Origin of the sequence: Candidatus Filomicrobium marinum, assembly GCF_000981545.1 — a bacterium.
GTDB classification, from domain to species: Bacteria; Pseudomonadota; Alphaproteobacteria; order Rhizobiales; family Hyphomicrobiaceae; genus Filomicrobium; species Filomicrobium insigne.
Window position 1 is genome coordinate 1,343,890 of record NZ_LN829119.1, and the last position, 13,866, is coordinate 1,357,755.

Sequence of the window (13,866 nt, forward strand, 5' to 3'; positions counted from 1 at the left end):
GTGCAAACTCCGAAACTTTGCCCGGTCCCTGTCCCGGGCTGAAGGGTGTCGGCCGTTCAACGGCCGCGCCGCGAGGAGCTTGGACATTGAAGACCAGAATACGATCGAAGTGTTCTGCGATTGCACGCGGGAGATTGCCTTGGGCATTTCTGGCCGGCGGTTCGGCGCTGGCACTAAGCGCCGCTAGCCCGGTTCAGGCGCAGATCGTCATTATCAACGGGCATGAAATTATCGATGGCGACGACCCCACCGGAACGACGAGCGGCACTCGGCCCAGTCCTTGGGACACCGGCCATCTCCTCTATGTCGGCGACCTTGGCGCCGGCGAGCTCACCATCAAGAATGGCGGCCAAGTGTCCAGCGCATTTAGCGCGGTCGGTTACCGCTCTAGCTCGAACGGCATCGTCACCGTGTCGGGAACGGGCGCCGATGGAAACGCCTCCACATGGGCAGGGGCCGGATTTTTCCGCGTCGGCAATGAGGGCGCGGGCACGCTCACCATCGAGAAGGGCGGTGTCGTAAACGTTGGAGAGTGGGCCGCGATCGCAAACGGTGGAGGAGCAGGCAGCGTAACGGTCGAAGACAACGGTTCGCAATGGAATATTGCCGGCGATCTTTTTGTGGGGCGGCGCGCTCAGGGCGCGCTGACAATTTGGGATGGTGGGGCGGTGACCGCTGGGGCAACCTATCTTGGTTCCGATGCACCCGGCGCATCGGGTATGATTGCGCTCGATAACAATGGTGTTCTGGCTACCCGCGTTGTCGAGAAGGGACTGGGCTCCGGGGTGCTTTCGTTCGATGGCGGCATATTGCGCGCGACGTCCGATGAGGCCGATTTTCTGCGTAATTTCGGCGCCGGTGACGTGACGTTTGGAGCGGGGGGAGCGATCTTCGATACAGATGGGTTCGACATTGGTATCGGCACGGATTTACAGGGAGCTGGTGGCCTTACCAAGCTGGGCGGCGGCACACTGACGCTAGCCGGGGAGAGTACCTATACTGGCGAAACCACTGTTTCCGAAGGTACCTTGATCGTTGTTGGATCAATTGCCACTTCCTCCCAGCTCACGATCGATTCCGGAGCAATGCTTGGCGGCCCAGGCATTGTCGGCAGTACGATCGTGGAAGATGGCGGCACGCTAGCGCAGGGTAATTCCATTGGTACACTGACTGTGGATGGCGATCTCACCTTTATGGCAGGCTCTCGCTTTGCCGTGGAAGTGAACCCCCAAGGCACGGAAAGCGATCTTGTCAAAGTGACCGGCAAGGCGACGCTCAACGGCGGCAGCGTTGCCCATATCGGTGCTAACGGCAATTACGATCTGGACTCGACCTACACGATCCTGTCAGCCGTAGAGCTGGTCGGCGTGTTTGAGAGCGTCACCTCAGACTTCGCCTTTCTCAATCCCGATCTGATCTATGATTATATCGCCGACACGGTCGATCTTGTGCTTGTCCGCAATAGTCAAGATTTTGCTGCGTTCGCGCTCACCCACAACCAGATCGCCACGGCCAAAGGAATTGAGAGCATCGGTTTCGGCGCCGGTCATCGCGTCTATGACGCGATTGCCCAACTGGCCAACGACACAGATCTCATTCGCGCCAGCTTCGACGCGCTGTCGGGCGAGATCTTCGCCTCAGCGCAAACGGCCCTGATCGAGGATAGCCGGTTCCTGCGTAACGCTGCCAACGATCGAATCCGTGCGGCGTTCGCAACGGCAGGAGCGTCCTACGCCCCGGTGCTGGCCTATGGCTCGGGGCATGCGCCAGTTCTCGTCGCCGCCGACTATGCCGGGCCGGTGTTCTGGTCGCACGGCTTCGGGTCCTGGGGCTCAACCGACAGCGACGGCAATGCCGCGAGCCTCGACCGCTCGTTGGGCGGCCTGCTGATCGGCGCCGACGGTCTTGTTGGCGATTGGCGTATCGGCGTTCTGGCCGGCTACAGCCAGTCGAGCTTTGACGTGCAGGACCGCACTTCGTCGGGATCGAGCCCCAACTACCATGTCGGCCTTTATGGCGGCACCGAATGGAGCAATGTGGCTTTCAGGGCAGGCGGGGCCTATACTTGGCACGATATCGAGACCAATCGCACTGTCTCCATTGCGGGCCTCACCGATAGCCTTTCGGCCGATTACAATGCCGGCACCTTTCAGGCGTTCGGAGAACTCGGCTATGGCATGAACCTGGTAATCGGAATGCGCCTGGAGCCCTTCGTCAATCTCGCTCATGTGAGCCTGCGTACCGAGGACTTCACCGAAGATGGCGGCGCGGCGGGGCTGTCCGTCGAGAGCGGCACGACTGACGTGACGTTCATGACGCTCGGCTTGCGGGGAGAAAACAATTTCGCGCTCGGCACGGTCGACGCCACCGTGCGCGGCATGATCGGATGGCAGCATGCATTCGGTGATACGGCCCCCGAGAGCACGCATGCCTTCTCGGCAGGGGACGCCTTCACCATCACTGGCGTTCCGATCGCCAGAAACAGTGCCGTTGTTGAGGCAGGGCTTGACCTCAACCTGACATCCGAGGCGACCTTCGGCGTATCCTATACTGGCCAGATTGCTTCGGACGCCCAGGACCATGGCATCAAGGCAAGCCTCGCGGTGAAATTCTGAGAATGGCAAAGCCGCGCGCCTGACAATCTGCTCGGGCGTTCCGTCTCACCAAGCGCTATGCGGATTTAAGTTCGGACTTGTTCCTCCACTCTTCACCATCTGATGTGACCGCTTGGCACACGCGTGAACAAGGTTGCCAATGACAGCGCCGATTTTCTTGATTTTCTTGGACCGGAGCTGGCTGTGCTGAAACGCCTTAAGTGGACTAAGGCGCTGACGAGTTTGCCCCCCCCGGCAGCTATTGAGCCTTCTTTGGCAGGTTCATTGCTGTGAGAGCTTTCGAGGTGGTGCGGTGGTTGAGGCTGACGAAGTCTTGGTTTGAGACGGGTGCACAAGGCGGGCAATATGTTCGGATTGGACGTTCGCTTTACGTGAAGCCCAGACCGCAATGGCGAAGCCGCCAGCGGCTACGGCAAGCGTAAAGAGGAAGGACAGCACGGACCCAACAGTGAACCAATCCATCATCTGGCAGACTCTTCAGAACAGAGTTGTGTCGTGGGATCCAGCGCCTGCGTGTCGATAGTCCTTGGGGCCAGCGTTCCAAAACCCAGAACCGGTTCGATCCAGTACGTCACATGACGCACTGGGATGCGCTGTCTGATTTCTTCGAGCAAGTCCTTCGCGCGAGGTAACGTCATCACAGCGGCGAGCAGTTGACGCCTGACGCGACCGCGTACGCGTTCCCTCATTTCAGAAGAGTCGAAATCGTGTCCGTGCCCATCTGCGGCCCACGTGGTAAACCCGGTAATGGGCGGGTCGGAGGCTTGCAGAAGTTCGACGACGCGGTCCCCAATATTCTCGGGAAAAACCAGCATTAGCTTGCAAGCGGGTTGGTCCATACGAACTCCTCTTCCGCAGCCTGGACATCGCCTTTGCCGGCGACGCCGAAGCGACGGAATAAAATGGGAAGCAGGAAAAGGGTGAGCGCTGTCGATGTGACGAGCCCGCCGATAACGACGATCGCCAAGGGCTTCTGAATCTCGGAACCTGGACCGCTGGCGAACAGCAAGGGGACAAGGCCGAATGCCGCAATGCTGGCGGTCATCAATACCGGTCGAAGTCGCCGGACCGCCCCCTCGAACACAACACGATCAAGCGGTAGACCTTCAGCGATAAGTTGGTTGAAATGACTGACCAGGACCAGCCCATTCAGAACAGCGATGCCAAGCAGCGCGATGAAGCCGACAGAGGCCGGTACCGACAGGTAGCCGCCAAATGCCCACAAGGCGAGCATGCCGCCGACGAGAGCGAAAGGAATGTTGGCAAGGATCAGCAGTGCTTGACGTAAGGAACGCAATGTCGCGAAAAGCATGCCAAAGATGAGAAGCAGCGCAAGTGGAACGACGATAGCGAGCCGCGTCGCAGCGCGCTGCTGGTTCTCGAATTGCCCGCCCCATACCAGACGGTAGCCCGATGGTAGAGTAACTTTTTGGGCGACTGCTTGCTGAGCATCTTCGACAAATCCGACGAGATCGCGCCCCGTGACATAGGCCTGCACGAGTGCAAAGCGCGAAGCATTTTCCCGGTCGATTTTGACAGGCCCGGCAGTTCTCTCTATGCGGGCAACGTCACCGACTCGGACAAGGCCGCCATCGCCTGCCGCGAGCTGGCTATTTGCAAAAAGCTGTGGCGTTTCGCGAACAGCGGGCCCGCCCCGGATCAAGATATCCGTACGCCGACCCGGCTCAGCGACGATCCCAGCCTTGGCACCTTCGAGCAGGGCGCGAAGTTCGTCCTGGATCTCGGTAACCGACAAACCAGTGCGCCCGGAGTTCAATCGGTCGACGTTGATCTGCAGATAGTCGACGGTGTCGTTAGCGACCGTTGAGACTTCTGCAGCGCCGCTGACCGTCTCGATCGCGGCCTGGATCTTGCCCGCCAGTTCCGAGAGCACTTTGAGGTCGGGACCAAAAATTTTGACGGCCAAATCTCCCCGCGCCCCAGTCAGCATTTCCGCCGTGCGCATCTCGATCGGCTGGGTGAATGCGAACTCGACGCCTGGAATATCAACCATCGCCTGGCGCATCTGATTGAGCAGCCAGTCCTTGTCTGGAACGCGCCACTCCGTCTTTGGCCTCAGAACGAGGAACGTATCGGTTTCATTCGGCCCCATCGGGTCGAGGCCAAGTTCGTCTGAGCCAACACGGGCAATCACCTGTTCAACTTCCGGAATGGCGGCCATCAATCGGCGCTGAATGATGAGATCGGTTTCGATGCTGCTCTGGAGATTGACCGATGGCAGCTTTGTGAGCTGCATGATGATCGAACCTTCATCCATGGTTGGCATGAAGGTTTTGCCAATCGCGCTATAGGCAATAACCAAGGCTGCCATGCCGCCAGCTGCGAACAAATAAAGCGGCAATGGAAATCGCAGGCCGCCTCTCAGGAGAACCCGATAACCTCTGGTCAGCAATCGCATCAGCAACGGCTCGCTATGCTGGCCCGGTTTTAAAAAGAACGAGGACAGGACGGGAATGAGGGTCAGCGACAAGACGAGAGAAGCGCTCAATGCAAAGATGATTGTTAGTGCAACCGGAGCAAATAGCTTGCCTTCCAGTCCCTGCAACGACAACAGCGGCAGAAATACCAAGCAGATGATCACGATGCCGGAAGCCACCGGCACAGCAACTTCACTCGCTGCGCGGTAGACTTGATGCAGGAGCGGAATTCGTACCTGGTCGCCTTCATGATGCAGCCTCTCGACGGTGTTCTCGACGACCACAACGGCAGCATCGACAATAAGCCCGATTGCGATCGCAAGTCCGCCAAGGCTCATTAGGTTTGCCGACATCCCCAAGCCGTACATGATGACGAAGGTGGAAAGCGCTGCGAAGGGAAGCGTGATGGCCACGACCAGTGCCGCCCGAAGATTGCCGAGGAAGGCAAGGAGCAAAACCACCACCAGAACGGTTGCTTCGAGCAGTGCTCTGCTGACAGTTCCGACAGCCCGCTGGATCAGGTCGGAACGGTCGTAAAACACCGCAACCTTGACACCCTTCGGAAGCCCCGGTTCGAGTTCTGCCAGCCGTCTGCGCACAGCTTCAACGATCGAGCTTGCGTCGGCACCACGCAGCGACAAGACGAGGCCCTCAACAGCTTCGCCCTTACCGTCCTTGGTTACAGCGCCATAGCGGGTAAGGCTGCCGATGCGAACGGACGCAACGTCGCGCAGCCGCAGGACGCGACCGTCGTAGTTTTTAATAACGATCTGCTCGAGATCTTCAGGCTTCTTGATCGCGCCTTCAGCACGGACGACAAGCGCCTTTTCGCCCTCGCTTAATCGCCCGGATCCGTCGTTACGGTTGGCTTCCGCAATTGCGGTAATGAGGTCCGAGACGCCTAGACCCGAAGCCGCGAGAGCCGCACTGTCGGGTACCACTTCGAAGGTGCGCACCATTCCACCGAGCGCGTTGACGTCAGCGACACCCGGAATGGTTCGAAGTGCGGGACGAATTGTCCAGTCAAGAAGGCTGCGCCGTTCTTCGAGCGATAAACCTCCACCTTCGATCGTGAACATGAACACGTCAGACAGCGGCGTCGAGACAGGTGCCAGCCCGCCGGTAACACTGGCCGGAAGATCGCCGCGTATGCCGGCAAGCCGCTCTGCAACCTGCTGGCGCGCCCAGTAGATGTCGGTGCCGTCTTCGAAGTCGAGGGTGATGTCGGCAACCGCGTATTTCGCCAGGGAGCGCAGAATGGTCTGACGAGGAATGCCAAGCAGGTCCATTTCAATGGGCGCGATTACCCGCGTCTCGACTTCTTCCGGCGTCATCCCCGGCGCCTTCATGATCATCTTGACCTGAACCGGGGCGATGTTCGGGAACGCATCGATTGAGATGTTTAGGAAGGCGTAGGTTCCCGCCCCCGCAAGCAGCAGGGCGGCAAGCAGCATGAAGACGCGTTGCGTCAGGGAGAATTCGATTAATCTCCGCAGCATGGTCAGTTGCCCTCAAGAATGAATTGAAGCTGCGGAAGACCGCTTGCGGCAACCATCTCACCTGCAGTCAAATCACCGGTCACAGTTGCGGAGGATTGTGAGCGGCCGTTTACAGAGACGGGTGCCAGCCTGAACCCACTGTTTTGACGTACGAAGACGGCATGGTGGTCATTGATCCAACTGACCGCCGAAGCTGGGACCTCGAGGCTACCCATCGTGGCCTCCCGCATGACACTGATCGTCACCATCTCACCCCGTAGAAGGCGGGCGTCCGTCGGCAGTCGCGCCAATAGCTTTGCAGACCGCGTGAGCTTATCGAGACTACCGCCAATGGAGACGACGACGCCGATGGGGCCGTCGACCACCTGAACTTTGTCGCCAGGGCGGATCTTGGTCACGAGATCCGCTGAGACCTGAGCCTCGATCCAAATTTCGTCGCCGAGAACAAGTGTGGCAACCGGTGCGTTCGCTTCGACCGCGGCGCCGGGCAGTGCGGAAACCTCGTCGACGCGGCCATCGTTCGCCGCCACGATCGTATATTGACCTGGGGCGCCAAGCTTGATGCCACCCATCGAGACAGCTTTACGGTTTTGCTCAAGAACGGCGGCGATTTTGGCGACATGGGCTTCAGCTTCCGCCGCCATCGTCGGACTATAAATTTGTTTGTCTGCTAGCGTGCGTTTGCGCTCGGCTATGGCTCTGGCCATCTGCAGCTCAGCTTCGGATTGAGCAATTTGGCTTAACGTCTCAAGGAGCTCTCGGCTCGCCAGCGTGGCGAGTGCATCCCCTTTCTTGACGTACTGTCCTGGAAGAACGTGGTTTTGAACGACAGTTCCTGAGAACGGCGCTGTTGCTGCAATGTGCTGGTTCATGGCCGACACGACGGTGGCCGGCAGCAGCGCAAGTGCCTCGCTTGTCGCCGGCTTAGTTTCGGCAAGCTTAATTTCGAGGTTCTCGACCTGCTTCGGGCTAACGGCGATACTCTGCTCTCCAGCAGCAAACGCCGGGCCTAAAGCCAGTATTGAAGTGACCGTGGAACAAAGCAGCGCGCGCAGCATTTGCGGAGCCTCCTGAGGCGAACGAAAACCAATCTCGGGGAAGCGCATGCCATGCGAACCTGAAAGCCACCTGAATTGCGCATTTCCTGCGACGTCGGTGTTCAGCTCATTTTCAGCTTGGCGACCTATAAGCACCGGCAAACCAAGGAACTGGCATGCGGATTTTCCTGATTGAGGACGACCAAGAGATCTCCGAGCGACTGGTCTCAGGCCTCGAAGCGCTTGGATATGTCGTCGACCACGCTGACAACGGTCCCGACGCCTATGTGATCGGCAAGGACGAAAACTTTGACGCAGTAATCCTCGATCTTGGTCTTCCCGGAATGGAGGGTCTTGAGGTCTTGCGTCGCTGGCGCGCGGATGGGGTCCAGCTGCCCGTCCTTGTGTTGACGGCCAGGGGGATGTGGTCAGAGAAGGTTGAAGGCCTGAACGCCGGGGCCGACGATTACATCACCAAGCCTTTCCATATCCCAGAAGTCGATGCGCGATTGAAGGCGCTCATCAGGCGGAATTCCGGGCTTGCTACACCTGTCTTTACGAACGGAAACGTTTCTCTCGATACCGCCAACGGACGCGTCACCCTTGATGGCAAGCCAGTGGATATGACGGCGCGAGAATTGCGAATGCTCAACTATTTCATGCACCGGCTCGGGCGCATCATACCGCAGGCCGAACTGACCGAACATCTCTACACGCTGGATGAAAGCCGGGAGTCAAACACGATCGAGGTTTATGTCAGCCGGCTGCGGCGTAAGCTCGGAGCAGACATCATCAAAACCGTTCGTGGCATGGGTTACAGAATGGACGAGCGTAAATGATGTCGCTGAAAAACAGGCTGATCGGCGCTGCTGTCTTATGGATTGTCGTAGGTATGCTTTCCGCCGGTTTCGCACTCTCGGCAATTTTCCGCGAGCATGTCACCCAGCAATTCTACGATGAGCTTTATGTTCATCTCGACGAACTGCAGCGGCTTGTTAATGTCGGTAAGGGCGGACAGGCGAAAGTCGAGCGTCAGCTGAGCGACCCGCGCTATGATGTGGACAGCTCGGGGTTTTACTGGGAAGTGCAGCGTAACGATCACGTGCTTGCTCGCTCGGAATCGCTGAAGGGTGGAATTTTAAAAACACCAGTCGACGACGCTGCTGATGCCGGGGTCCACACCCACGAAATTGATGGCCCGACAGGCAGCTTGATTGTCGCAGAGCGTTCCAAATGGACCGCTCCCGATGGTCCACCCGTCCGGTACATCATCGGCACGGATCGGCGCCACCTAGAAACGGTGCTGGCGAGTTTCAACAACATGCTCATATTAGCGTTGGGCCTCCTAGGTCTGACAATGGCGCTGGCCGCCGCGGTGCTGATTACTTTTGCCATGCGGCCCTTTGCCGGAATGCGCGAAGCTTTGATGCGCGTTCGATCCGGTCAGGAAAAACGCCTTTCTGGGCAGTTCCCGCCTGAAGTTCAGCCCCTGGCTGATGATCTCAACACATTGCTGGCGTCAAGCTCGGACTTGATCCAGCGTGCGCGCACCCAGGCCGGGAACCTAGCGCACGGATTGAAAACGCCGCTCGCAATATTGACCGATGAAGCGCACAAAATTGCGGAGCAGGGCCTGGAACAATCCTCCAAGACGATTTTTGAGCAATGCAGCAGGATGCAGACGCAGATCAACTTCCAGATCACCCGCGCCCGCGCTGTCGCCATGCGCGCGGTCCCAGGCACAGTCGCTTCGGTTGCCAAGGCCGCGAGCGAGGTAACAAGTGCACTTTCACGCCTTTACCGGGATCGCATGCTCAATATCGACAATGATATTGCGGACCCTGCGAAGGTCGCGTGCGACCCTCAGGATCTGAACGAAATGCTCGCCAACCTCGTCGATAATGCGTGTAAGCACGCTAAGGAAAAGGTCAGAATCTCTGTGGCTCCGGGCTCACCTTCGGACCTGTTGCAGATCATCGTCGAGGATGATGGTCCAGGGCTTCCCCCGGAGGCCTATGACATTGTTTTCGACATCGGACAAAGATGGGATAGCCAGAAACCCGGCGGCGGACTGGGGCTTGCGATCGTGCGCGATCTTGCTCGGCTCTACGGCGGCGATATCAGCTTGCACCCCTCGAAGTTGGGTGGCCTTGCTGCGATCCTTGAACTCCCGCGGCTGCAGGATGCGTGCTAGGGCACAACCTATATCAGTTTAGACATCCGTGAGACCATCGTAGCAGATCGCGGGCCTACGGCTAACGCCGGTTCATTTCTACGGCCCGCGAGGCGATCGTATGTCTGTCATGCGGATTTTGAGGGATTGTCTAGCTGCCTTTCGCGGCGGCTTCCAGTGTAGCGATGTCGATCTTTTTCATCTTGAGCATCGCCTCCATCGCACGCTTGTTAGCCTCGGTATCATCGCTGCTTAGAAGCTCAATGAGCCGTCGGGGCACCACCTGCCAGGATAAGCCGAACCGGTCTTTGCACCACCCGCACATGCTTTCGCTGCCGCCATCGGCGGTAAGCGCACCCCAGTAGCGGTCAACTTCTGCTTGGTCTTCGCAGTCGATCGAGAACGATACGGCTTCCGTAAATTTGAATGCGGGGCCACCGTTGATACCGACGAAGCGTTGCCCGTTTAACGTGAAGTCGACGGTGATCACGTCAGCCTTCTTCACGGAGGGATTGTCGGCTGGTGAGTGAAGGACCTTCTCGATCCTGCTATTGGGAAAAAGGCGGGTGTAGAATTCGGCGGCCTCTTCGGCATTATTGTCGAACCAGAGGTTGGGCGTGATCGATTTCATGATGAATACGTTCCGCTTGTGAGTTTGTAGGATGGGCTCAGCCCGAGCCCGGCGATGCCAGAAGAGTTACTCGTCGAATTTGAGATCTTCCGCACGGAGGATTTCATCCAACTTGGGAAGGGCGGTTGGTCCGATGCCATGGAGTTTGGCGATGTCCGCGCGGCTCCACCTTGCAAGATCGTGGGGCTTAAAAATACCGTTGTTGATCAACGCCCGCTGCGCCGGCTTCGAGAGAGCGAGAAAAGATCGGCTTAGCCGGGAGTAATCAAAGTGAGCGCTCTTCTCCTTGTCACAGGGCTCCATGATCACAACTCCTTCGCATCCGTTGAACGCTCTCACGGTTTTGCCCTCGCCGAGCCGAAGTCAGTGCGCCAGTCAAAGCTGCTCACGTCGAATAATTGTCAGATGAGATACCGGCGCTACTGAGTGATTTCGGGTTCGACAAGGTTTGCCAGCTTTTGGAGACATTCCTGCCAGCCGAGATAACAACCCTCGACCGGGATCGTGTCTGGGAGCCCCTCCTGTACGACAGTCATTTCCGTGCCGACCGATACGGCGCTGAGCGTGACAGTGACTTTCATCTCGCTGGGCAAATTGGGATCGTCGAATTTGTCCGTGTAGACCAGCCGCTCATTTGGGATGAGTTCGAGATAATCGCCGCCGAAGGAATGGCTCTCACCAGTCGTGAAGTTCCGGAACGACATTCTGTGGCTGCCACCCACCTTGGCGTCCAATGCATGGACGGTACAGGTGAACCCAAAGGGTGGGAGCCAACTGGCGATCGCATCCGGTTCAAGAAACGCCCGATAGACCTTTTCTGGCTTGGCAGCGATGACGCGATGCAAGCGGACGGTGTTAGGCATGACAACTCTCCTGCCGTTTCGAGTTCAAGATGTACGTTTGGATGTGTCTGATCTGAACAGGAGTTCCAGATACCGGCGAAGATGGCCGATGCTGTCGGCGGCGACTGCTGCTCCGCCCTTTGCTTTGGCGAGGACGAACGACCCCTGGATCACCGCCTGCATGTGCAGAGCGAGGCTTTCAGTGGTCCAATCGCCGCGGACGCCGTATTTCTTCATCGCTTCACCGATGTCGGCTTCGAGCGTCTTGGCATGGCCGCTGATATTGCGCGCGCAAGCCTCTACGATGTCCGGACGCGTCTGATAGGCTTCCTGAGTGATCATGCCGGCGAAGCAGGTGAAATCTGGCAGATCTCCAGCGAGAAGTTCCTTGCGGAAATCGACATAGGCGAGCAGGCGGTCGAGCGGATCGGCGTGGTCGTGATATTTCGCCTGCGCGAAAAGTCCGCCGGTCATTGCGTCCCAATGGGCAACCGCGGCGAGCGCCAGGTCATCTTTGCTTTTGAAGTGATGGAAGAAGCTGCCCTTGGTGACACCGGCTTCGGCGCAGATGTCTTCGATCCTGGTCGCCGTATAGCCCTTCGAGCGCACGATCTTCAGCGTCGCATTGAGAAGCTTGGTTCTTGAATCTTGTTGGGCCATTTCCGTTACCATACCAACTGATCGGTTTGTGTATACCTACTAGTTGGTATGGAGTCAAGGAAGGGTTAGCGCTGAGTTAGAATACTGAGATGGTCTGACGGATTTATCGTAGATGTCCCGCCCGACCCAAACGCGACGGTATTTAACATGGTGGTCTTGTGGTGCGAGGTATCCAATGAGTTTGTCAGCGCGGCGAAGTGCCGGTAACCCGCCCCGCTATAAAGCGGACAATTCTAGGCGCCGCGTAATGCGGATACCTTCCAGAAATGCTTCATCGTGACTGACAACCAGAAGCGCGCCGTCGTAGGCGCGCAAGCCTGCTTCGACAGATTCGATGGAGTCGATATCGAGATGGTTTGTCGGCTCATCGAGAATGAGAAGTGACGGCGGCTGGGGGGCGCCAAGAACGCAGGCGAGACCAGCGCGGAGTATTTGTCCGCCACTGAGGTTCGCGACAGCCTGAAGTGCTGCATCCGCGCGAAATCGAAAACGAGCAAGTACGGCGCGGCAGATGTTCTCATCGGTGCCGGGATTGAGGCGCAGAAAGTTGTCCCGGATCGACATCGAAGGGTCGAGGAGACTCACGCGCTGATCGAGCATTGCGAAATCGGTCGTGACGTTCACGGCGCCGCGCCACGGTTGCAACTGCCCCGTCACCATTGCGAGGAACGTCGATTTGCCCGAACCGTTCGGTCCAGTGATGGCGATGCGTTCCGGTCCAACGACTGCGTATGTCATATCCTGAAGGACAGGCCGGTCAGTATCGTAGCGGGCATCAGCAGATACGATCTCCAACACCGTCTTATTGGCAGGCAGATGCGTCGGAGCAATGTCAACCGAAAGAGGTTGGAGGATTTCGATCTGCTTGCGGGCAGATGCTGCAGCGTCCATGGCCTCAGCGCGCTTGTCCTCAGCCAGCCGGGCATTGCGGCCGCTCGTACTCTCGCTTCTGTCCTGCAATCGGCCCAGAATGATCCGGGGCATTCCGCCCTTGGCCGCGGTCTTTCGCCCAACACCGTCCTTGCGTGCTTTTCGCTCCGCTATCGTTTGAGTCCTGCGTGCAATGTCCGACAGACGGTTTTCAGCGTCGTCAAGTTCACGGTGCGCCGCCGCAAGCTCTCGGGCTTTACGCGCGCGGTACTGACTCCAGTTGCCCCCGTAGCGTTTTGCGCCCAGCGAGGTGAGCTCGACAATCGCGTCCATCGTTTCAAGCAGTTCACGATCATGGCTGATGACAATGGCACCCACACGCCAAGTTGAAAGAAAGGCCAAGACCGCCTCGCGGCCATCACGATCAAGGTTGTTGGTCGGTTCATCCAAGAGCAGAAAGTCCGGTTCGGCGAAAAGAAGTGCGGCAAGGCCCACGCGGGTGCGTTGTCCGCCAGAGAGAGTTGATAACGGCGTATCGAGAGAAGCAACGAGGTCGACGCGGTCGAGAGCGGACGCAACGCGCGCCTCTAACGTCCAATCAGCATCTTCGAGCTCTTCGATGGTCGCCCCACCGGCCTCAGCACGTCGAAGAAGCGCAAGCGCATCCCGAATGCCGAAGAGGTCAGCAACTGTTTCGGTTGCGCACACCTGTACCGTCTGACGCAAAATGCCAAACGTGCCATTGATCACGAGGTTGCCTGACTGAGGCGAGAGCAGACCGGCGATGATCCGGAATAGGGTCGTCTTTCCGATGCCGTTCCGGCCAACAAGCCCGGTACGCTCGGGACCGAAGCTCAATGTGAGGTCGGAAAAAAGCGGAGAGTTATCCGGCGTGGACCAGGAAAGATTGGAAAGAGTGATTGATGCAGGCATGGTTATGAATTTCCCCGACGACAGAGCGAATTGGCATTGCTGTCGGGTTGAAATCCATTGCTACACACATCCTGTTTGACGTTGGTTAGGAGCCCCGTGAAAGTAAGCGAGCCGCTGCAGCTATTCAAGAGCGGGGGGATCATCGATAGGAGAACTGCACGACTACTC

12 protein-coding genes are annotated in these 13,866 nt (G+C 58.0%); 3 read left to right on the forward strand and 9 right to left on the reverse strand.

Features of this window, described 5'->3' with window-relative positions:
- Positions 1-86 precede the first annotated feature (86 nt).
- Complete coding sequence (locus YBN1229_RS06455; RefSeq protein ID WP_244465027.1) at positions 87-2,615, forward strand: autotransporter domain-containing protein; 2,529 nt, start codon at positions 87-89, stop codon at positions 2,613-2,615.
- A 261-nt stretch (positions 2,616-2,876) separates the two neighbouring features.
- Here YBN1229_RS06455 and YBN1229_RS06460 read toward each other — a convergent pair whose 3' ends face one another.
- The 4 genes from YBN1229_RS06460 to YBN1229_RS06475 are packed head-to-tail and all read right to left on the reverse strand — an operon-like array spanning position 2,877 to position 7,610.
- Entirely contained in the window at positions 2,877-3,080 is a 204-nt protein-coding gene (locus tag YBN1229_RS06460; protein WP_046477457.1) for a hypothetical protein, read from the reverse strand.
- Positions 3,077-3,454, reverse strand: a complete 378-nt coding sequence (locus YBN1229_RS06465; protein WP_046477460.1) for a DUF3240 family protein — start codon at positions 3,452-3,454, stop codon at positions 3,077-3,079. Before YBN1229_RS06465 ends, YBN1229_RS06460 begins: the two co-directional genes overlap by 4 nt.
- A complete protein-coding gene (locus YBN1229_RS06470; protein WP_046477462.1) occupies positions 3,430-6,552 on the reverse strand; it encodes an efflux RND transporter permease subunit in 3,123 nt (1,040 codons plus the stop codon). Before YBN1229_RS06470 ends, YBN1229_RS06465 begins: the two co-directional genes overlap by 25 nt.
- Before the next feature lie 2 nt (positions 6,553-6,554).
- Positions 6,555-7,610: an efflux RND transporter periplasmic adaptor subunit gene (locus YBN1229_RS06475; RefSeq protein ID WP_046480070.1), complete on the reverse strand. Its 1,056-nt coding sequence runs from the start codon at positions 7,608-7,610 to the stop codon at positions 6,555-6,557.
- Between the two features lie 155 nt (positions 7,611-7,765).
- On the opposite strand from YBN1229_RS06475, the gene YBN1229_RS06480 reads away from it, so the two are divergent.
- Positions 7,766-8,428 (forward strand): response regulator transcription factor, encoded by a 663-nt coding sequence (locus YBN1229_RS06480; RefSeq protein WP_046477464.1) that lies wholly within the window; start codon positions 7,766-7,768, stop codon positions 8,426-8,428.
- Entirely contained in the window at positions 8,425-9,783 is a 1,359-nt protein-coding gene (locus YBN1229_RS06485) for an ATP-binding protein (protein WP_046477467.1), read from the forward strand. Before YBN1229_RS06480 ends, YBN1229_RS06485 begins: the two co-directional genes overlap by 4 nt.
- 130 nt (positions 9,784-9,913) lie before the next feature.
- On the opposite strand, the gene YBN1229_RS06490 is transcribed toward YBN1229_RS06485, so the two are convergent.
- From YBN1229_RS06490 to YBN1229_RS06510, 5 genes are all read right to left on the reverse strand, one after another.
- The gene (locus tag YBN1229_RS06490; protein ID WP_046477468.1) at positions 9,914-10,393 is read right to left on the reverse strand and encodes a VOC family protein; all 480 of its coding nucleotides are present in this window, start codon (positions 10,391-10,393) and stop codon (positions 9,914-9,916) included.
- A 66-nt stretch (positions 10,394-10,459) separates the two neighbouring features.
- Positions 10,460-10,696: a hypothetical protein gene (locus tag YBN1229_RS06495; RefSeq protein ID WP_046477469.1), complete on the reverse strand. Its 237-nt coding sequence runs from the start codon at positions 10,694-10,696 to the stop codon at positions 10,460-10,462.
- Positions 10,697-10,812: 116 nt separating this feature from the next.
- The gene (locus YBN1229_RS06500; protein WP_046477471.1) at positions 10,813-11,256 is read right to left on the reverse strand and encodes an SRPBCC family protein; all 444 of its coding nucleotides are present in this window, start codon (positions 11,254-11,256) and stop codon (positions 10,813-10,815) included.
- Positions 11,257-11,280: 24 nt separating this feature from the next.
- Complete coding sequence (locus tag YBN1229_RS06505) at positions 11,281-11,895, reverse strand: TetR/AcrR family transcriptional regulator (protein ID WP_046480071.1); 615 nt, start codon at positions 11,893-11,895, stop codon at positions 11,281-11,283.
- Positions 11,896-12,111: 216 nt separating this feature from the next.
- On the reverse strand, positions 12,112-13,698 hold the full coding sequence (locus YBN1229_RS06510) for an ABC-F family ATP-binding cassette domain-containing protein (RefSeq protein ID WP_046477472.1): 1,587 nt from the start codon (positions 13,696-13,698) through the stop codon (positions 12,112-12,114).
- Positions 13,699-13,866 lie beyond the last annotated feature (168 nt).

Coding starts and splice junctions, on each gene's coding strand:
- YBN1229_RS06460 (WP_046477457.1), bottom strand. CDS start 3,080: ATGATGGATTGGTTCACTGTTGGGTCCGTGCTGTCCTTCCTCTTTACG.
- YBN1229_RS06465 (WP_046477460.1), bottom strand. CDS start 3,454: ATGGACCAACCCGCTTGCAAGCTAATGCTGGTTTTTCCCGAGAATATT.
- YBN1229_RS06470 (WP_046477462.1), bottom strand. CDS start 6,552: ATGCTGCGGAGATTAATCGAATTCTCCCTGACGCAACGCGTCTTCATG.
- YBN1229_RS06475 (WP_046480070.1), bottom strand. CDS start 7,610: ATGCTGCGCGCGCTGCTTTGTTCCACGGTCACTTCAATACTGGCTTTA.
- YBN1229_RS06480 (WP_046477464.1), top strand. CDS start 7,766: ATGCGGATTTTCCTGATTGAGGACGACCAAGAGATCTCCGAGCGACTG.
- YBN1229_RS06485 (WP_046477467.1), top strand. CDS start 8,425: ATGATGTCGCTGAAAAACAGGCTGATCGGCGCTGCTGTCTTATGGATT.
- YBN1229_RS06490 (WP_046477468.1), bottom strand. CDS start 10,393: ATGAAATCGATCACGCCCAACCTCTGGTTCGACAATAATGCCGAAGAG.
- YBN1229_RS06495 (WP_046477469.1), bottom strand. CDS start 10,696: ATGGAGCCCTGTGACAAGGAGAAGAGCGCTCACTTTGATTACTCCCGG.
- YBN1229_RS06500 (WP_046477471.1), bottom strand. CDS start 11,256: ATGCCTAACACCGTCCGCTTGCATCGCGTCATCGCTGCCAAGCCAGAA.
- YBN1229_RS06505 (WP_046480071.1), bottom strand. CDS start 11,895: ATGGCCCAACAAGATTCAAGAACCAAGCTTCTCAATGCGACGCTGAAG.
- YBN1229_RS06510 (WP_046477472.1), bottom strand. CDS start 13,698: ATGCCTGCATCAATCACTCTTTCCAATCTTTCCTGGTCCACGCCGGAT.